Source organism: uncultured Ruegeria sp., assembly GCF_947489545.1.
Taxonomy (GTDB): domain Bacteria; phylum Pseudomonadota; class Alphaproteobacteria; order Rhodobacterales; family Rhodobacteraceae; genus Ruegeria.
Window position 1 is genome coordinate 151,901 of record NZ_CANLDZ010000007.1, and the last position, 15,985, is coordinate 167,885.

The 15,985-nt window shown below is 55.3% G+C and carries 12 protein-coding genes; 6 read left to right on the top strand and 6 right to left on the bottom strand.

What is annotated here, in order from left to right:
* Window positions 1-18: 18 nt before the first annotated feature.
* The 6 genes from asnB to Q1B13_RS12125 are packed head-to-tail and all read right to left on the bottom strand — an operon-like array spanning window position 19 to window position 6,501.
* The gene (gene asnB / locus Q1B13_RS12100) at window positions 19-1,953 is read right to left on the bottom strand and encodes an asparagine synthase (glutamine-hydrolyzing) (RefSeq protein WP_299080230.1); all 1,935 of its coding nucleotides are present in this window, start codon (window positions 1,951-1,953) and stop codon (window positions 19-21) included.
* 12 nt (window positions 1,954-1,965) lie between these two features.
* The gene (locus tag Q1B13_RS12105) at window positions 1,966-3,087 is read right to left on the bottom strand and encodes a glycosyltransferase (RefSeq protein WP_299080227.1); all 1,122 of its coding nucleotides are present in this window, start codon (window positions 3,085-3,087) and stop codon (window positions 1,966-1,968) included.
* Window positions 3,088-4,266 carry a DegT/DnrJ/EryC1/StrS aminotransferase family protein gene (locus Q1B13_RS12110; RefSeq protein WP_299080224.1) on the bottom strand — a complete coding sequence of 393 codons (1,179 nt, stop codon included), beginning with the start codon at window positions 4,264-4,266 and terminating at the stop codon, window positions 3,088-3,090. It abuts the gene before it with no gap.
* Window positions 4,267-4,280: 14 nt separating this feature from the next.
* Window positions 4,281-4,976, bottom strand: a complete 696-nt coding sequence (locus Q1B13_RS12115; protein WP_298935041.1) for a PIG-L deacetylase family protein — start codon at window positions 4,974-4,976, stop codon at window positions 4,281-4,283.
* On the bottom strand, window positions 4,973-5,887 hold the full coding sequence (locus tag Q1B13_RS12120) for a formyltransferase family protein (RefSeq protein WP_299080221.1): 915 nt from the start codon (window positions 5,885-5,887) through the stop codon (window positions 4,973-4,975). The genes Q1B13_RS12115 and Q1B13_RS12120 overlap by 4 nt, the downstream gene beginning before the upstream one ends.
* Entirely contained in the window at window positions 5,884-6,501 is a 618-nt protein-coding gene (locus Q1B13_RS12125; protein WP_299799816.1) for a sugar transferase, read from the bottom strand. The genes Q1B13_RS12120 and Q1B13_RS12125 overlap by 4 nt, the downstream gene beginning before the upstream one ends.
* 540 nt (window positions 6,502-7,041) lie before the next feature.
* On the opposite strand from Q1B13_RS12125, the gene Q1B13_RS12130 reads away from it, so the two are divergent.
* The 6 genes from Q1B13_RS12130 (at window position 7,042) to Q1B13_RS12155 (ending at window position 15,970) form a co-directional block, all read left to right on the top strand.
* Window positions 7,042-8,907, top strand: coding sequence for an AAA family ATPase (locus Q1B13_RS12130; RefSeq protein WP_299080215.1), 1,866 nt, complete (start codon window positions 7,042-7,044; stop codon window positions 8,905-8,907).
* 198 nt (window positions 8,908-9,105) lie between these two features.
* Window positions 9,106-10,311 carry a polysaccharide biosynthesis/export family protein gene (locus tag Q1B13_RS12135; RefSeq protein WP_299080212.1) on the top strand — a complete coding sequence of 402 codons (1,206 nt, stop codon included), beginning with the start codon at window positions 9,106-9,108 and terminating at the stop codon, window positions 10,309-10,311.
* Window positions 10,312-10,366: 55 nt separating this feature from the next.
* A complete protein-coding gene (locus Q1B13_RS12140; protein ID WP_299080209.1) occupies window positions 10,367-11,224 on the top strand; it encodes a sulfotransferase in 858 nt (285 codons plus the stop codon).
* A gap of 480 nt (window positions 11,225-11,704) precedes the next feature.
* Complete coding sequence (locus Q1B13_RS12145; RefSeq protein WP_299080206.1) at window positions 11,705-13,816, top strand: nucleoside-diphosphate sugar epimerase/dehydratase; 2,112 nt, start codon at window positions 11,705-11,707, stop codon at window positions 13,814-13,816.
* Window positions 13,817-13,907: 91 nt separating this feature from the next.
* Window positions 13,908-14,330, top strand: coding sequence for a GtrA family protein (locus tag Q1B13_RS12150; RefSeq protein WP_298935032.1), 423 nt, complete (start codon window positions 13,908-13,910; stop codon window positions 14,328-14,330).
* Window positions 14,327-15,970 carry a hypothetical protein gene (locus Q1B13_RS12155; protein ID WP_299080203.1) on the top strand — a complete coding sequence of 548 codons (1,644 nt, stop codon included), beginning with the start codon at window positions 14,327-14,329 and terminating at the stop codon, window positions 15,968-15,970. Before Q1B13_RS12150 ends, Q1B13_RS12155 begins: the two co-directional genes overlap by 4 nt.
* Window positions 15,971-15,985 lie beyond the last annotated feature (15 nt).

Below are 15,985 nucleotides of genomic sequence, written 5' to 3' on the forward strand. Positions count from 1 at the left end.
GTTGGAGAGTTACCTGCTTCAGCGAAGCCACTCTTCCTGCCAGAAGTGGTACATCAGAACGACCCAAAGATGTGGGCCCCAGTTGCGGGCGCCTGACAAATGCTCGGTCCAGCGCTTGTTCAGTTGTGTCCGATCAAATACGTCTCCGACCAGGTTGTCGGAGGCAAAAACCTCATTGGCGATGGATTTGAGTGGCCCTCGTAGCCAATCGTTCAAAGGAATGCCAAAGCCTTGCTTGGGGCGATCATACAGTGATTTGGGCACGCGCTTGTCCAGCAGCCGACGCAAGGCAACCTTGCCGGACTTCCCGTCGTAGCGCAGTGAATCCGGCGACCGCCACGCGGCCTCAACAACGCGGTAGTCCAGCAGCGGCGCGCGAATTTCCAACCCAGTAGACATCGACGCTCGATCCGCTTTGACCAGAATACTCTCTGGCAGGTACAATTCGGAATCCAGCAGCATCATCTTATCTACGGAACTCAGCCCGTCCGGTATCTGGTGCGAATGAAACACACCCTGACAGCTGGCAGCAGGCGGGTTCCATAACGTGAACAGCGCGTCATATCGGCTGCGGAAATCAGGGTGACGTGCGATCGAGGCCACTTTGGACAGTCGATCCGGGGTAATCTGATCACGCATCGATGCTGGGGCGAGCGGTCGTAATACTTTTGCGGCAGCGCTTGTGACAAAAGCTGGGGACGCCGCCAGTGCAGAAACAGCAGGACCGGGTAACTTCGCCCCAATGCGCTCCATCGCCATCATGCGAACATAGCGTTCATAGCCCCCAAAAGACTCGTCCCCACCATCACCAGACATGACGACCTTAAGCTGTGCGCGTGCCAATTCTGACACCAGCAATGTCGGAAAGGCTGACGGGTCGGCAAATGGTTCATCGTAGACCTGCGGAAGCTTTTGCAGCAAATCAAATGCCATTTCAGGCGTCGCCGTAACCTCGTGGTGATCTGTCCCCAAATGCTTGGCGATCGCGGCCGCGTGATCGGCCTCGTTTGTCGCATCGTGATCGAACCGGACGGTAAAGCTGATGACTTTTCCAGCAGCTTGTTCCTGCATCATCGCGGTGATCAGGCTGGAATCGATCCCGCCCGACAAAAAGGTGCCAACAGGGACATCCGCTACCATGCGCTCGCCAACTGCGGCGTGCAAAGCGTCTTCGATCCCACCAAGTGCCTGCGTTTCATCGCCGTAAGGATCAGCCCGGCACGCCTCAACCCTGTCACGCAAATCCCAAAACGTTCGCAAGCTATCGACCAGATCATCTGACGACACAGGCGGGGCGTCCAACTGCACCTCAACCATCGTCCCCGCCGGGAGCTTCATCACACCCTGATAGATGGTCAGTGGTGCCGGGATAAACGCATAGCGCGCGTACTGCGCTTGCGCGCGCCTATCGACCTCGGGTGTGCCAAACGCGGGGTGGGCGCGCAGGGCTTTCAACTCCGATCCAAATAGCAGGTGACCGCCTTTGATGCCCAGATACAAAGGTTTTTTGCCTAGCCGGTCCCGGGCAAATACAACTCTGTTGCTTTGCCGATCGAATACTGCAAAGGCAAACATTCCATGCACTAGGTCCAGGGTCTTGCGAATACCCCACAGATCCATCGACGCCAACAGAACCTCGGTATCGGATGTCCCGCGGAATGTGACCCCATGGTCAATCAGCTGTTGGCGCAGCTCCAGAAAACCATAGATTTCGCCGTTGTAGACAATGCAATAGCGGCCACTGGGCGATGTCATCGGTTGTTCGCCAGTTTCCGTTAAATCCACAATCGCCAACCGTCGTTGCCCCAACGCAATGCCAGTGTCCTGATCGACAAACATGCCGTCAGCGTCCGGCCCGCGATGCTGGATACTGTCGCACATCGCCTTGAGGCTCGTGGTCCCGTTTTCAAGGCCGACGGGTTTGAATGCAAGATATCCGGCTATTCCGCACATGACCTCGTCTTCCTATCCGGCATGCGGGGCGGTGGATGCCCGCGCCTGCGTTCCAACACCGCGCAGCACTGAATCATAGGCTTCGGCGATCGCGGCCAATGAATAGCTGTCCGCAATGCAATCACGGGCGGCTTGGCTGCGCCCGCCATATTCCTCGGACGACCAATTTGCTGCGTCAGTCAGAGATTGCCCAAGCGCCTGTGCATCGCGCGCGGGTACAACATACCCGCTTTCGCCAACGATTTTGGCCGCATCACCAACGTCGGTTGTAACAACAGGTCGACCATAGCTCATGGCTTCTGCAATGACATTTGGAAAACCTTCTGTGCGCGAGGACAAAACCAACATATCGATACTGTCGTAGAAGTTCGACATGTCATGCAAGTCGCCACACAGCACCACGCTGTCCTCCGAAAGGTTGTTTTCGGTCAGCAAATCGCGCAGCGCGGCGTTGTCGGCGGTAACACCGTCCCCTGCCAGTCGGGCCGTCAGGTCGGGTACCGAACGCCGCGCGATGGCAAAGGCTCGAAAGAAGGTCTCAAAGTCCTTTTGCGGATGAAACCGTGCGGCCAGCCCAAAAACCCGTGCCGGGCCTTTTCGCGATTGTACATTTTTGGGCAGCAGAAACCCGTTCGGCACGACGCTCGCGTTGGCTTCTGAAAACCCGTATTTGGCGTGCTGTTGCAATGCCCGGGTCGAGTTGTAGATGATCCCATCACTGAACCGCGAGAGTTTCTGCGACAGACCAACCGCAACCCGGGTGCTGCGGGTAAAGGCGGCCGGATCATCCAATGCCTGACGTACGGTCCAGATCACAGGTACCCGTCGCATCGATATCAGCTTTGCAATCAATCCGACGACCATCGCGTGATACATCCAGCACAAGACGACGTCAGGTTTGTGAACCCGGATCAGCCGTGCGATCCGCCATATGGCGTGCGGAAAAGACAGTGGGGATCTGGCATGGAGAGAGATGTATTCAACGTTATCATTCCCGGCCATTGCACGGCAGCGGTCAGACACTTCCGTCAGGGCCACAACGACTGCACGCTCACCCGAGTGCGCAAGTAAGCGCGCCAACATGGCCTGCGCTCCGCCCTGTGTCGAGAAATCTGTGACCACGTGAAGGATCATCTAGCCAGCCTTCTGCACAGCCAATGCGCGATTGCCGATGTCTACAATGCACTGAGCAAGGCGTGCGGCGTCGTCCTGAGACCAGGTCGGATCGACAAGGAAGGCCAAGCTTGTTTCGCCCAGCTCCCGCGCGACGGGCAGATAATCGGCTGGACCTAATCCATTCTTAGTGAACGTTTCTTCCAGATAAATCTCGGAACAACTGCCCGAGAATGCAGGGAACCCGGCATCGGTAATCTCGGCAATTATCCGGTCGCGGGACCAACCTGTTGCCAATGCTTCCGGACGTACAAACGCATAGAAACGATAGTAAGCGTGGGTTAGCCCTTGGGGCGGAACTGGCACGCGGAATGCCGGGCAAGAGGCCAATGCGTCGGCCAACAGTTCAGCGTTTGCAGTCCGGTGGGCGCGCCAATCATTGAGCCGCTTCAACTGCACGCGACCCAGCGCTGCGGAGGGGCCGGTCATGCGCAGGTTTGTACCCGGACCTGAATCGTGCAACCAGCGAAAACCCGGCGGATGTGATGTGTTGAATACGGTGTCATATCCTTTTCCGTGGTCCTTGTAGCTCCAGACCTTCGACCAGAGAGCGTCGTTATTGGTCAGCAGCAAGCCACCCTCACCACCCGTTGTCATGATCTTGTCCTGACAGAACGAGTACGATCCAAAGGTTCCGATGGTACCAACATGCCGGTCATCAATCATCGCACCATGGGCCTGTGCACAATCCTCGATCACCCATAAATCATGAGCGCGCGCCAGATCCATGATTGCGTCCATGTCACATGGCCAACCGCCCAGATGCACTGGAATGATCCCGCGCGTGCGCGGTGTGATCAGCGGGGCAATCGTTTCAACTGTCAGGTTTTGTGTGACCGGGTCGACATCGGCAAAAACGGGCGTGCCTCCGGCCAGCATTACGGAACTGGCGGATGCGATGAAACTGCGCGGCGTCACAATCACCTCATCCCCGGGGTTCAGATTCAACACATGCATCGCGGCGTCCAGTGTCAGGGTGCCGTTGGCCATGGCGATTGCATGAGAGGACCCGGTATAGGCGCGGTATTCTTCTTCGAACGCGCGCACATCAGGACCGGTCCACGCATTGACCTTACCCGAGGCCAGAACCTGGCTGACCGCGTCTATCTGTTCCTGATCGTAGATGGGCCATGAAGGCATGTTCAATCCTCCTGTTAGACGACGGTCCGCACCAGCACGAACCCTTCGGCTGCATGTCGATGCACGGTCGCGCCGCGCAAGGTTGCCAGCGCCCTTATGCTTTCGACCGAGCGTTCATGCGGTGGAAGCTTCGCCTGGCTTTCAAACATGGCAAACGCCTTTAGCTTGCGTTCCAGCGTATCCGAGATGTCGACAAAGACATTGGGTATGAAAGGCGGCGTCAGATATGGGGCGTTCCAGTTTGTTTCCGATAATGTTTCGTAGGCGGCAATGGTCGCTGGATAATCATCCTGGTGTGGACGACTGGCCACAAGGCTGGACAGGAATGTCAGCTGGTGATCCATATGAATATCGCCAGGGTGCGGAGCCAGGATCAGATCGGCGCCAAGGTCGCGCACCAATGTGCCAAGGGCTGCGTTCAGGTCGGAATGTGGCTGCTCGGACAGCTCGGCGGCCGTGAAATCCAACCAATGCGTTTTGGTCACGCCCAGAAACTCATGCGACCGGCGTGCTTCAGCCCGTGTGATTTCGGTCTGAGCGTCCTCAAATTTTGGTGGTTTTGCGCGGGTGACGACAACCACGTGTACCTCACGGCCCGCATCGACCAGCCGCGCTATCGTGCCACCTGCGCCAAGTACCTCATCATCTGGATGAGGGGCGATGACCAGCGCGGGGCCGGCTCCAGCACTGAGTAAGTCAGTGGTAATCATGTTGTCTTTCCCAATTTCGAATGTATGGCTGGCGGAATATCAGCCCCAGACCATTCCAGAATGTCCAGACACCGGCCGTCGCCGCAGGCTACGGTAAAGCCTTGGCCATTGATGGCCTGCACCTGACCAGGCAGCCCGATGTAGTAGCCATCGGGTTCGGTAGGTGCGGATTGCGTTATCACCAGTTGGCGGCCATCAGGCCCATGAGTGAAGGCACCTGGGTAAGGTGGGCCAGACGCACGGATCAACCGGTCAATTTCGGTCGCGGGGCGAGACCAGTCGATCAGCCCATCTTCGGGGCGGCGGCGCGCGCATACGCTGATGCCAGTCTGTGGCTGTGGCTCTCGTGGGATATCGCCGACGGCGATCTGTTCCAGCAAGGGTGGCAATAGGCCGGAGATCGCGCGCAGCGACCGATCATACAAATCTCGGGCGGTGACTTTGTCAGGATCAACCGCATAGCGGGCCTGGGCCGCGATTGGCCCGTCATCTGCCCCTTCGCCCAGCCAGAACAGCGATGATCCGACATTGCGTTCCTGCATAAGAACGGTCCAGGGGATCACACCGCGACCCCTCAGGCGCGGCAAGGCCGAAGGGTGAAAGCCAATGCAACCTATCCGAGGAATGGCGCGAAAGGCTGCATCGCAAATTTGCGACCATCCAATGACCAGAACCAGGTCAGGCTGCACCGTCTCGATTTTTTCAAGCGTTTCAGGGGCGTTGGTTTTCTCGATGTATTCAATCGGCACCCCATAACGATTGGCCACACCGCTTAGATCTACAAAATCGGAATGACGATGCGAAAGATGAGGGGGCAGCGTCATAACCAGATCCGGCGCATGGCCCGCGGCGCAGATCGACACCAGAGCGGCATGCGACGTTTCAACGGCACCAACTAGAATGGTTTTCATGCCGGTGACCCCTGTAGACTGGTCTTTGGGGGGGGGTGGTCCTGCAGCCATCGGGCGGCTGCCTCAATACGATCGATCCGTCGGTGTTCGCCCCAAATGGCAACACCAATGGTTTCAGCCATGATCCGCAGATCCAACATGGTTGATCGATGCGCCACATACCAAAGATCCAAACCCAGTTTTTCTGTATTGCTGAGGTTGGTGTTTCCACTGACCTGTGCCCATCCTGTCAAGCCGGGCCGAACGGAGCAGCGATACTGGCCTTCGGTTCCAAAGCTTTCGATGGTTTCGGGCAATAAGGGGCGGGGTCCGACCAGAGCCATATGACCACGTAAAATCAGCAGCAGCTGTGGGATTTCGTCCAGCCGTAGCCGCCGGATAAGCGCTGTCGCCTTGGTTTGACGCTGATCATCGGGCAGCAATGCGCCGTCGGACCCACGGGCCGCGGACATACTGCGCAGTTTGAACAACCGGAAGATTTGTCCTCCGCGCCCGCAGCGCGGCTGGGAAAACATCAGCGGCGTGCCTACAGAAACAACCACGATCAGGCAAGCGATCAGGAAAAAGGGCAGGGCCACCACACCCAAGACTACGCACAGCAGAATTTCGGGCACTCTATTCACACTTCAATCCAACTCAGTACCACGCGGCGGGCCACAACACATCAAAATCAAAAAAAATTCGTCAAGCTTTGCTGACGATAAAACTGCACGCAGGGGTGAAGAAAAAGATACGCGCACCCCACTGTGTTCGAATTGGATATGATTTGCAAGAAGTGCTGAACCGGGTCCGGCGAATCAAGTGATACAGGGCGTCGTTCCCCGAGAGAGACGCTTTGACCTGCAAGAAATCATAAACGATTCGACTGGTTTTAATGAAATTGTTTCCGACATCAGCTTCTGAGGGTAAGAGAGTGGAAACCGGGACCAAATTGCCCAGTTTTGTGCGAATGCCCTCTGTTTTCTAGGATTGTCCCGACAAATACACTAAGAGCACCAACAGTGTCTTGCGATTGTCACCAGATACCGGTTCAATCGCAAGAGGCGAGGTGGGTTAACTCCCGGATGACACGAAACCGATTCTTTGGGCCAAGGTCGCGTAAATGTGCCGCCCAGATCAAGGTCGGAACAACGTTTTACTAACTGGAAAGAGCAGTGCCAGATAATCTTGAACGACCCTATCAGGCCAATCAATTCGAACGATTTGCGCGGCCGATGATCTGGACCGTGTTGCGGCGGCATGCGGTGCTCATGATCGGGATTTGCATCCTGTTTTTTGTGGTGGCTTATTACGTGCTTAAACGGTTGGAGCCGAGCTATAGCGCTCAATCCACTGTTGTGATGGCTCAGCTGGATACCCGCGTTCGCACAACCGACGTTCAGCTGGAAACGTTCGAGTTGTCGCGCGTGGCGATCGAAACCCAACTTGATATCCTCAGATCCCGCGAGTTTGCCGCAGATGTAGCGCAGAACATGGATCTATACACCAATACCGAGTTCATGCCGGCCCCGCCGCCGGATCAACCGGTGCCGCCAGAATTGCGGCGCGAGCAGGTCGTGGACAAGTTGTTGGGGTCCTACAGTATCGCACGGCAGGGAGAGAGCTTGGCGATCAAGATCGATGCGGAATCCCATGATGCACGACTGGCCGCGGATATCGCCAACACTGTCGCCGAAACCTACATTGCCGAAAGCGACCGGGATCGTCAGGCTGGCATCACCCGGTCCATCGACTTCCTGCGCACCCGTGTCACACAGCTGAATGAAGAGCTATCCGCTGACGAAATTGCGTTGGCGGCGTTTGTTCGGGAAAACAGTCTTGATGACGAGACACTGCCCAACCGCCAACGCGCTGATATTGAAAGGCTACAGGCGATATATGATGTGGTGTCAGGTGACGATCCCACATCGACCGAAGCAGAAGAGTTAAAGGGCGAACTGGATCTTGCACGTTCGGATCTTCTGATCCGTTCCCGGGCCGAGCTGCGACTGATCGGCATGGAACGATCGCTCGAGCTTCTGCGGTCGCGGTACCAAAGTTCAATTGAACGATTGAATGAACTTGAAACCCAGCTGCAGTTTGTTTCGGAAGGCGCGCGTCAAGTCACAATTGCCCGTATCCCGTCCCGACCTTTCTGGCCTAACCCGGTCGTGATTTTGGGCGGCGGCATTTTTGCCGGTGCATTTTTGTCCGTGCTTCTTGTCGCTCTGCTTGAAGCGATGAACACCCGGATCTGGAGCGACGGGCAAATCAGTGCGTCTGTGGGCGCTGTGAATTACGGCTTTTTGCCTAAAATCAAGAGACGCAAACTATGGGATAAAAAACAGGAACTTGTCCCGTTTTTTGTGGATAACCCGCGCTCACCGTATGCCGAAGCATTGCGAAACTTTTTGACGCTTTGGTTCAATCGCGAAGGTCTGGGGCGGGTTGTCTTGGTGACGTCTGGCCTTCCGAGCGAAGGAAAATCAACCGTCGCCGTCTCTATTGCGTTGGCGGCTGCCCGTGAAGGTTTGAAAGTTCTGGTTCTCGATCTGGATTCCTACAGGTTAGGCGCCAGCCGCACGCTCGGCGCCGTGCATTCGATAAATTCGCTAGAGGACGCGGCGTCTGGGAAAGTAAGACCAAAGGCGTTGGAAATAGAAGGACTGCCAAAAGACTCTATTTCGCTTCTCAACGTTGCCGTCCGCTCGGACGCATCAGTCAAAGACGAAAGCGCGCTCCTGAGTGAGCTTAAGTCACGCATTGACCCCAGCTATGATCTGGTTCTGGTGGATACGCCGCCAATCCTTGTGGTCAACGATGCCTGCAGGGTCGGGTCGCTGATCGATGGGACACTGTTTGTCGTTCGTTGGGGGCGTACGCGGCTTGAAGAATTGCAGGACGCATTCGAAAAGCTGGATATGCACGGGATCGAGGCCACGGCGACGCTTATCAATGATGTGGATTTAGACAAGCAGCGCAAATACGGCTACGGGACTTATTCGTATTATAGTGACTACAGCAAGGCGGGTTACTCGTGACGAGAAAGCTTGTTGCCCTTGTCAGTCAGGTCGGCAGACACTAGCTTTCTTGACATAGGCGATGACCCAGAGTTTTTTCAGCGCGTGATTGGTCGATCGGTTTTGATCATTGTGTAAGAATTGGTACCGCAGAGTTTTGTCTGATCATCTGGAAATGGTCGCACGCCCTGCAGCGTTAGTGAGTTGGGAGACAAGATTTTGAACAGCTGTTTCAGAATATTCCTTTTGATTTTTGCGATGGCGGCCAGCTCGGTCTTGGCCGAAGGCTATCGCTTGTTGCCGCAGGACCGGGTGTCTCTCAAGGCGATGCGCTGGGATTCAGCCTCTACGACATATGTGACTTGGGATGGTGTGACTGGCGAGTACTCGATCACCGGAGACGGGACTTTGATGGTCCCGCTTGTGGGTCAGGTTGAAGCCGAAGGGCACACCCCGGCGGAACTGGCCGCGCTGCTGGAACTGAAGTTCCGCCGTCAGATCGGCATGGCAGAGCCGCCCAGGATCGCGTTGGAAGTTGTGGGCCACCTGCCCATTTACGTACTTGGCGACGTAAACTCGCCGGGCGCGTATGACTTTCATTTCGGGATTACCGCGCAGCAGGTGCTGGCCTTGGCAGGCGGCACTATCCGGCCACCGATTGAATTTTCGTCAAGCAATGATTTCCAGATTCTGCGCATGGGTGGCGAAATTCGCTTGCTGTCGACGCAGATCGGAGAGCTGGAGCAGGAAAAGCAACGGTTGGTTGCGGATCTGGCAATTTTGGAAAGCGACGAGAATAGTGGAGAGCTGCCTGAACCTCCGACGGGGCTTGAAGGCGAGATACTGAAGGCAACCATGTCCGCACGCGAAGGTGTAGGCGAACGCATACAAGATCTACAAAACCTTCTGAAAGAGCAGATTTCCAGCCTGACGACCCAGCTGGAACTACGCAACATCCAAATCGCAAATGTCAGCAAAGAACTCGAAAACCTGAACTCGCTTAAGGAAAAGGGTCTGACAGTTTCAAACAGGGTCACAACCATGACCAATCAGCTGAATGATCTTGAATCAAAAAGACTGGATCAGGAAGTTGCGCTGTTGGTCGCTCGGCAGGATTTGAACCGTGCGGAACGAGACGCGCTGGAGCTGGACGATAACGCGCGCTCGGACACGCTGGTTCAGTTGAACAGCGTGGAAAGCGAACTGGCGTCACTGAAGACAAGGTTAGAGACAGCAACAACCCTGCACGGTGAGCTGGCGGCGGCGGGCTTGCTAAGTGAAGATGATGTAGCAAGCGAAACGATCATAGAATTTGTTGTGACACGTGGCGTTGATGGTCAAACACAGCGCGTCACGGGCACTGATCTTGTCCGGCCAGGTGATACAATCGAAGTTGTCAGACGAACTGTTCTGACCTCAAATTGATGATTTTAGTTTGCCGGGGGATGGCCCCCAAAGTTCTAGTTTACGAGTTTTTATCATGACGTTGCCCGATGACCGCCCTGTCGATTTTCTGATTATTGGTGCCGCAAAATGCGCCACGACGTGGTTGCAGCAGTCGCTGATGCAAACGCCGGCCATTTACATGCCGGGTCCTGAGTTGCACTTTTTTTCCCGCGAATATGATAGGGGGGTCGGCTGGTATCGGAAGCAGTTTGAAGGGTGTGATACTTCGGGCTTGATCGGCGAGAAATCAAACTCCTACCTGACTGTGCCCGAGGCCGCTCAGCGCATCCGTGATTTTGCCCCCAATGCCCGATTGGTCCTGCAGATGCGTGACCCGGTGCAAAGGGCCTATTCCGACTATTGCATGCTGTTTCGTCGTGGCGAAGTCACCGGCCGAATTGAAGACTACCTTGATCCGGCCCGGGCTGCGAATGGTCGGTTTCTATCGGACGGTCGCTATGCCCATCACCTCGACCGTTTCTATGATCTGTTCCCGGCCGATCAGGTTTTGTTGCTGGCGTTCGAAGACGTCCGCGCAAACCCAACGGGTAACCTAGAGAAAGTCAGGGCGCACCTAAACCTCAAGGACATGTTGGAGCCGCCTGTAAAAAAGAAGGTGAAAGACAAGAACGAAGCAATGGTTCCGCTGCCTCTGCGCAAAGCGTTAGCGCCTGTTCGCTTCGTGTTGGACCCTGTGCGCAACACTTGGCCGGTTCGATCCTTGCGCAACGCTGTCGCTCGGCAAGTGGAATATCCTGCTCTGACTGACGATTTAGCTAAGCGCATGGGCGACTTTTATGCCGACGACATTGCCCGGATCGAAAAGCATGATCCGGGTGTCAGCCATGCGTGGGCCGGGGCTCAAAACCACCAGCCGGAGCGAATCAACTGAGTGCTTCTCATGATCATGTGTCCGCTAAGTTTCCGAAGTGGAAACAAAGGCCCAGTGTTGGCACTCTCGTATCTGACTAGCGAGCTTTGGTTCCGGTGTTCATAAACAGAGTGAACAGCAAGCGAACACTGGGAAATTGGACATTTCTTTGGTCAAATGATGTCCAGAATGTTAAAAAAGCGTTTTGATCCGGCTATCGCTGTGATACGCTAACGCTATATTTAGACGATATTGGCCGATGTATTCGGTTGGTTTGAATATTAGTTTGGTTTGTATGAGTGAGAAGGGGGTCTTGGTTTCGGGTACTGTTATTTCTTGTACTTGGACCGTTGTGGGGGACTTTTACCGAAATAAGTCAAACTTGCTGGCGCCATGTGGGTGTTGGCGAATGAGTGCGGCTTTGAGGCGGAACGGCTGTTTATCGGTCCGTCAATTTGAGTCGATTGGTAGTTGGGCAATTTGTACGCCGGAGTTCAGAGTATGTATGAGCGTGAGTTGGTTAAGCTCAAAAATGGATCCGCTAGTGATAGCGCGGCCGAGGCCGAGCTGAAGCTGGGTGACCTGGGGTCCATAATAAAGCAAAAACTTAATGAGCTGAGAGCGAACCGCCGTCTGGTGATTGGCGATGTGCTTGCTTCGGCGATTTCCGTTGTCGTGGCGGTGGTGCTCGCAAATGGCGGCGTGCTGCCTGCCCAGCCAGCGGCCGTATTGGTGCCCTTGGTGCTTATGTCGTGCCTTGTCGCGTTGGCGATTTTGCCACTGTCCGGGATTTACAAGCGCCACACACGCTCGACGTCTTTGCGCGATGTTTCCTTGATTGTTCGTGCATCCGCACTGTGTGTTGGGACGCTGGCCTTGCTGGGTCTGGCGGTTCAGATTACGGCTCAGGTGCCACTGGCTGTGTATGTCATCCAATTTTTCTTGATCGTTCCGGCCTTGGGAAGCCTGCGCATTCTGGCGCGTAGCACCGAGTTCAAGCGCAAAGTGCAAGGGTGTTCGACACGTGCAGATGGCAAAATCCCGGTGATCCTTGTGGGTACCGGTGCCAGCTGCGATCTGTTTGTTCGCTCGCTGAGCAATACGGACTCGAAGTACGAACCTGTTGGCATCATCGATGACGCCCGCAACACCCAGGGCCTTTACTTCCATGATGTGAAGATCATCGGTTCGTTGCTGGATGCGGATGTCGTTATCGAGCGTCTAAAGTTCAGCGAAACATTGCCCCAGCGCCTGCTGCTGACGGAGCCCGTGACTCACTTTGAGAGTGATGGCATCCGCAAGCTGACCCGCTGGGCCGAAGCCAACAGCATCACTGTGTCTCGTCTGACCGGTTTGGAAGAGTTGGGTACCGAAAGCTCGGGCATCCGTACCGTAAACCCCGAAGATATTCTGGATCGCCCGCAAAAGGCGGTTGAACGCTCGATGCTGCGTGAGATGTTCGAGGGACGTCGGGTTCTGATCACCGGTGCAGGTGGCTCGATTGGAAGCGAGCTGACCCGTCAGATCGCCTCATTTGAACCGGCTGAAATCGTCATGATCGAGAATTGCGAATACAATGCCTACTCGATCGATATGGATCTGGGCCAGAACTTCCCTGAAGTGAAGCGCCGTATCTATGTTGCCGATATTCGCAGCGCCGACCGTGTAAACTCGATCTTTGGACGTCATCGTCCCGAGCTGGTGTTTAACGCCGCTGCTCTGAAGCATGTGCCGATGGTGGAACTGAACCCGTGTGAGGGTGTTTTGACCAATGTGATTGGCACACGGAATGTCGCCGATGCCGCCCGCAACGTGGGCGCAATTGCGATGGTTCAGGTTTCGACCGACAAGGCCGTGAACAGCACCAGTGTTATGGGCGCAACCAAGCGTGTTGCCGAGTTCTACTCGCAAGCACAGGACCGCGTGACCAACGAGACTGACGAAGAAACCCGCTTCTTCTCGGTTCGGTTTGGTAACGTACTGGGTTCTTCTGGTTCGCTTATCCCGTTGTTCCAGCGTCAGATCTCCGAAGGTGGTCCGCTGACAGTTACCGATCCGAAGATGGAACGGTACTTCATGACGATCCGTGAAGCGGTCCAGTTGACCCTGGTTGCTGCAGCCAAAGGTCTAAATCTTGAAGACAGCCATGGTGAGATCTTTGTTCTGGATATGGGACGCCCTGTGAAGATTGTCGATCTGGCAGAGCGTATGATACGCCTTGCCGGTCTGGTCCCGTACAAAGATGTCGACATCAAGTTCATCGGCATCCGTAAGGGTGAAAAGCTTTATGAAGAGTTGTTCGACGTCACCGAAGAACACCGTGACAGTGGTATTCCAGGCGTGTCTTCGGCAATTCCCGAAGGTGTGTCAGCTGCGCGCCTGCGCGCCATGATCCTCAAGTTGGAACAGGCCGCGCATGAAGGAAACGACCTCGCCGTCAAGAAATTGCTGAAAGAGCTGGTGCCGGGTTATGGTGCCAACGGACTGCGCCCAATCGAAGCGAAGGATCTGACGAACCGTCGGGCAAAGCCTGCAGTTCCAGCGATCTCGTCCAAGAATGTGGTGAACGGCTTTCAAACCCGAGAGTCGTTGGAAACCGTCGGCAATTGCTAAAATTATAGTCTAATGTTTTTTTTCTGGCGGCCCGACCCCGCCGCTGTGTGTAGTACGAGTGAATAAGGGCTCTTTTGAGCGAGTTATTGGAATGTCAGGACTAAGTCACTCTGGCGCATATCGCCCCACCCAGCAGAGGTGGCACCAAATCCTGCGATTCTTGGGTGCCGGTGTCGTAAACACGATGTTTGGCTACACCGTATTTGCGGGCCTTGTATGGTCTGGTGCGCACCCTCAGTTGGCATTGGTGATACAGTTTGTTGTTGGCGTGCTTTGGAATTTTCAGGTGCATGGTCGCTATGTGTTCTATGTGCAAGGCTATGGTCGTCTGCCACATTATGCCGTGTCTTATGTTGTGATTTACGCCTTTAACGCCTTTCTTTTATGGGCTCTGTTGCAAGTGGGTCTTGATCCCTATCTGGCTCAGGCCATTGCCTTGGGGCCAACGGTTGTCTTGTCATACATACTAATCTCCCGCGCTCTGCGCCCAAGCCTGCAGGAGATAACGCAATGACGCAGTCCGCAGATTCCATGCTGGATGCCGATCACCACAACGACACATCAGGCACTTCAGCCCGAGCGGTTTTTGGCAGCGTATTCACGCGCGTTCTGATTGCGGGTGTTCTGGTCATTTTGTTTGCAGCACTTTACGGGCGCATCATGGGGTATGGCTTGCGCCGGGACGAGTTGATGTTTGTGCCGCCAGCGGAATTACTGGGGTACGCAAGCCTTTACGGAGACTTCTTCTATAATCACGTCCCAAACTCAGCTTGGTTCTATCGGGGTTTTTATCTGATATTCGGAGGTGAGGGCCTTTTGGCATCCGCGCGCTTTGGCCAGTTCTGCGCCTGGCTTTTGCTGGCCTCGGGCGTCGGCTGGGCAACGTGGCGGATATCAGGTTCAGCGCTGTTGTCAGTGTTCTTTGTTGTGGTTTTGGTCGTTAACGAAACACTTCAAACCCAGGCCGGTATGGCCGCCAGTAACAACCTGTTGCCTTTGCCATTTGCGGCATGGGGCCTAGGGCTGTTTATTGTCGAAACACTACGGGACCGACCCCGCTTTGCTCAGTTGCTGATATCTGGTCTGCTTTTGTCTATTGCAGCAGGCCTGAAAGTCAGCGCGGTGATTTTCATCCCACCCGTCGCGGTCGCCGCTTTCCTGCTGCCGTGGCATCTGCCTTTTTCTGAACGGTTGCGTTCCGTCGTTCTGCCGGTGCTGGTCGGTGGTTTGGTCGGCGCTTTGCCATTGTTTTGGTATCTTGCCGCGGACCCTTCCGGGTTTTTGGCACATGTTTTGAAGTTTCATACCGGGCCACATATTGCTTATTGGCAGGCCAATGCAGCCTTAGAACCCGGTCTGGCCATGGGCTTGGGCAAAAAGATCCAGCTTGCGTATGCGACATGGTTCAGCGGTGCAGCCCTGATCGGCCTGATGATCTTGTTCTTTCTTGGCGTGCTCAGCGCAGCCAAATCGACACAAAAGCGTAACGGACTGGGTCAGATCCTTGTGGTTTTGGCGGTGCTTGGCATGACCGCACTGTTCAGCTTTGTGCCGACACCGGGCTTCCCACAGTATTACATCCAGCCTTTGATCGCGGTGCCTTTGCTTGCCGCTTTGATCTATCGCCTCTTGCCTCACGAAAAACGAGCGCAAGTGGTTCCGCTTTGTTTTGCAGGATTTGCATTGTTGTTCCTGCTGGGTGCCCCCCGGCTTGCCCCCGGGCTCCTTAGTCTGGCGAAGCCGGATAGCTTTACGTCGGCTCGGATCGCAAAAGGCGGGGCCGCCCTGCGCGACGCTGTCGCCGAAAGCGCAACTCCTGACGGGCCGGTCGCAACATTTATGCCGCTTTACCCGCTGGAAGCACACCTGCCTGTCTACGCTGAATTGGCGACCGGGCCATTTGCCTATCGCATCGCGCCTTACACCGACCCTGAATTGGCTCAGCAATACGTTATGGCCGGTGAAAAAGACCTGCCGGCACTGTTTGATTCCAATCCACCTTCAGCATTCCTATTAGGATATGATTCTGATCTTGAGGCCCCATTGTTGCGATATGCGAACGAAAATGGCTACGCTGCAGTGCAAAAAGACGGGTTAAACAACCGCTATGGCGAAGGTGTGATATACTTAAGACGCGCAGATGCGGCAGAATGACGACGGAGCAGCACC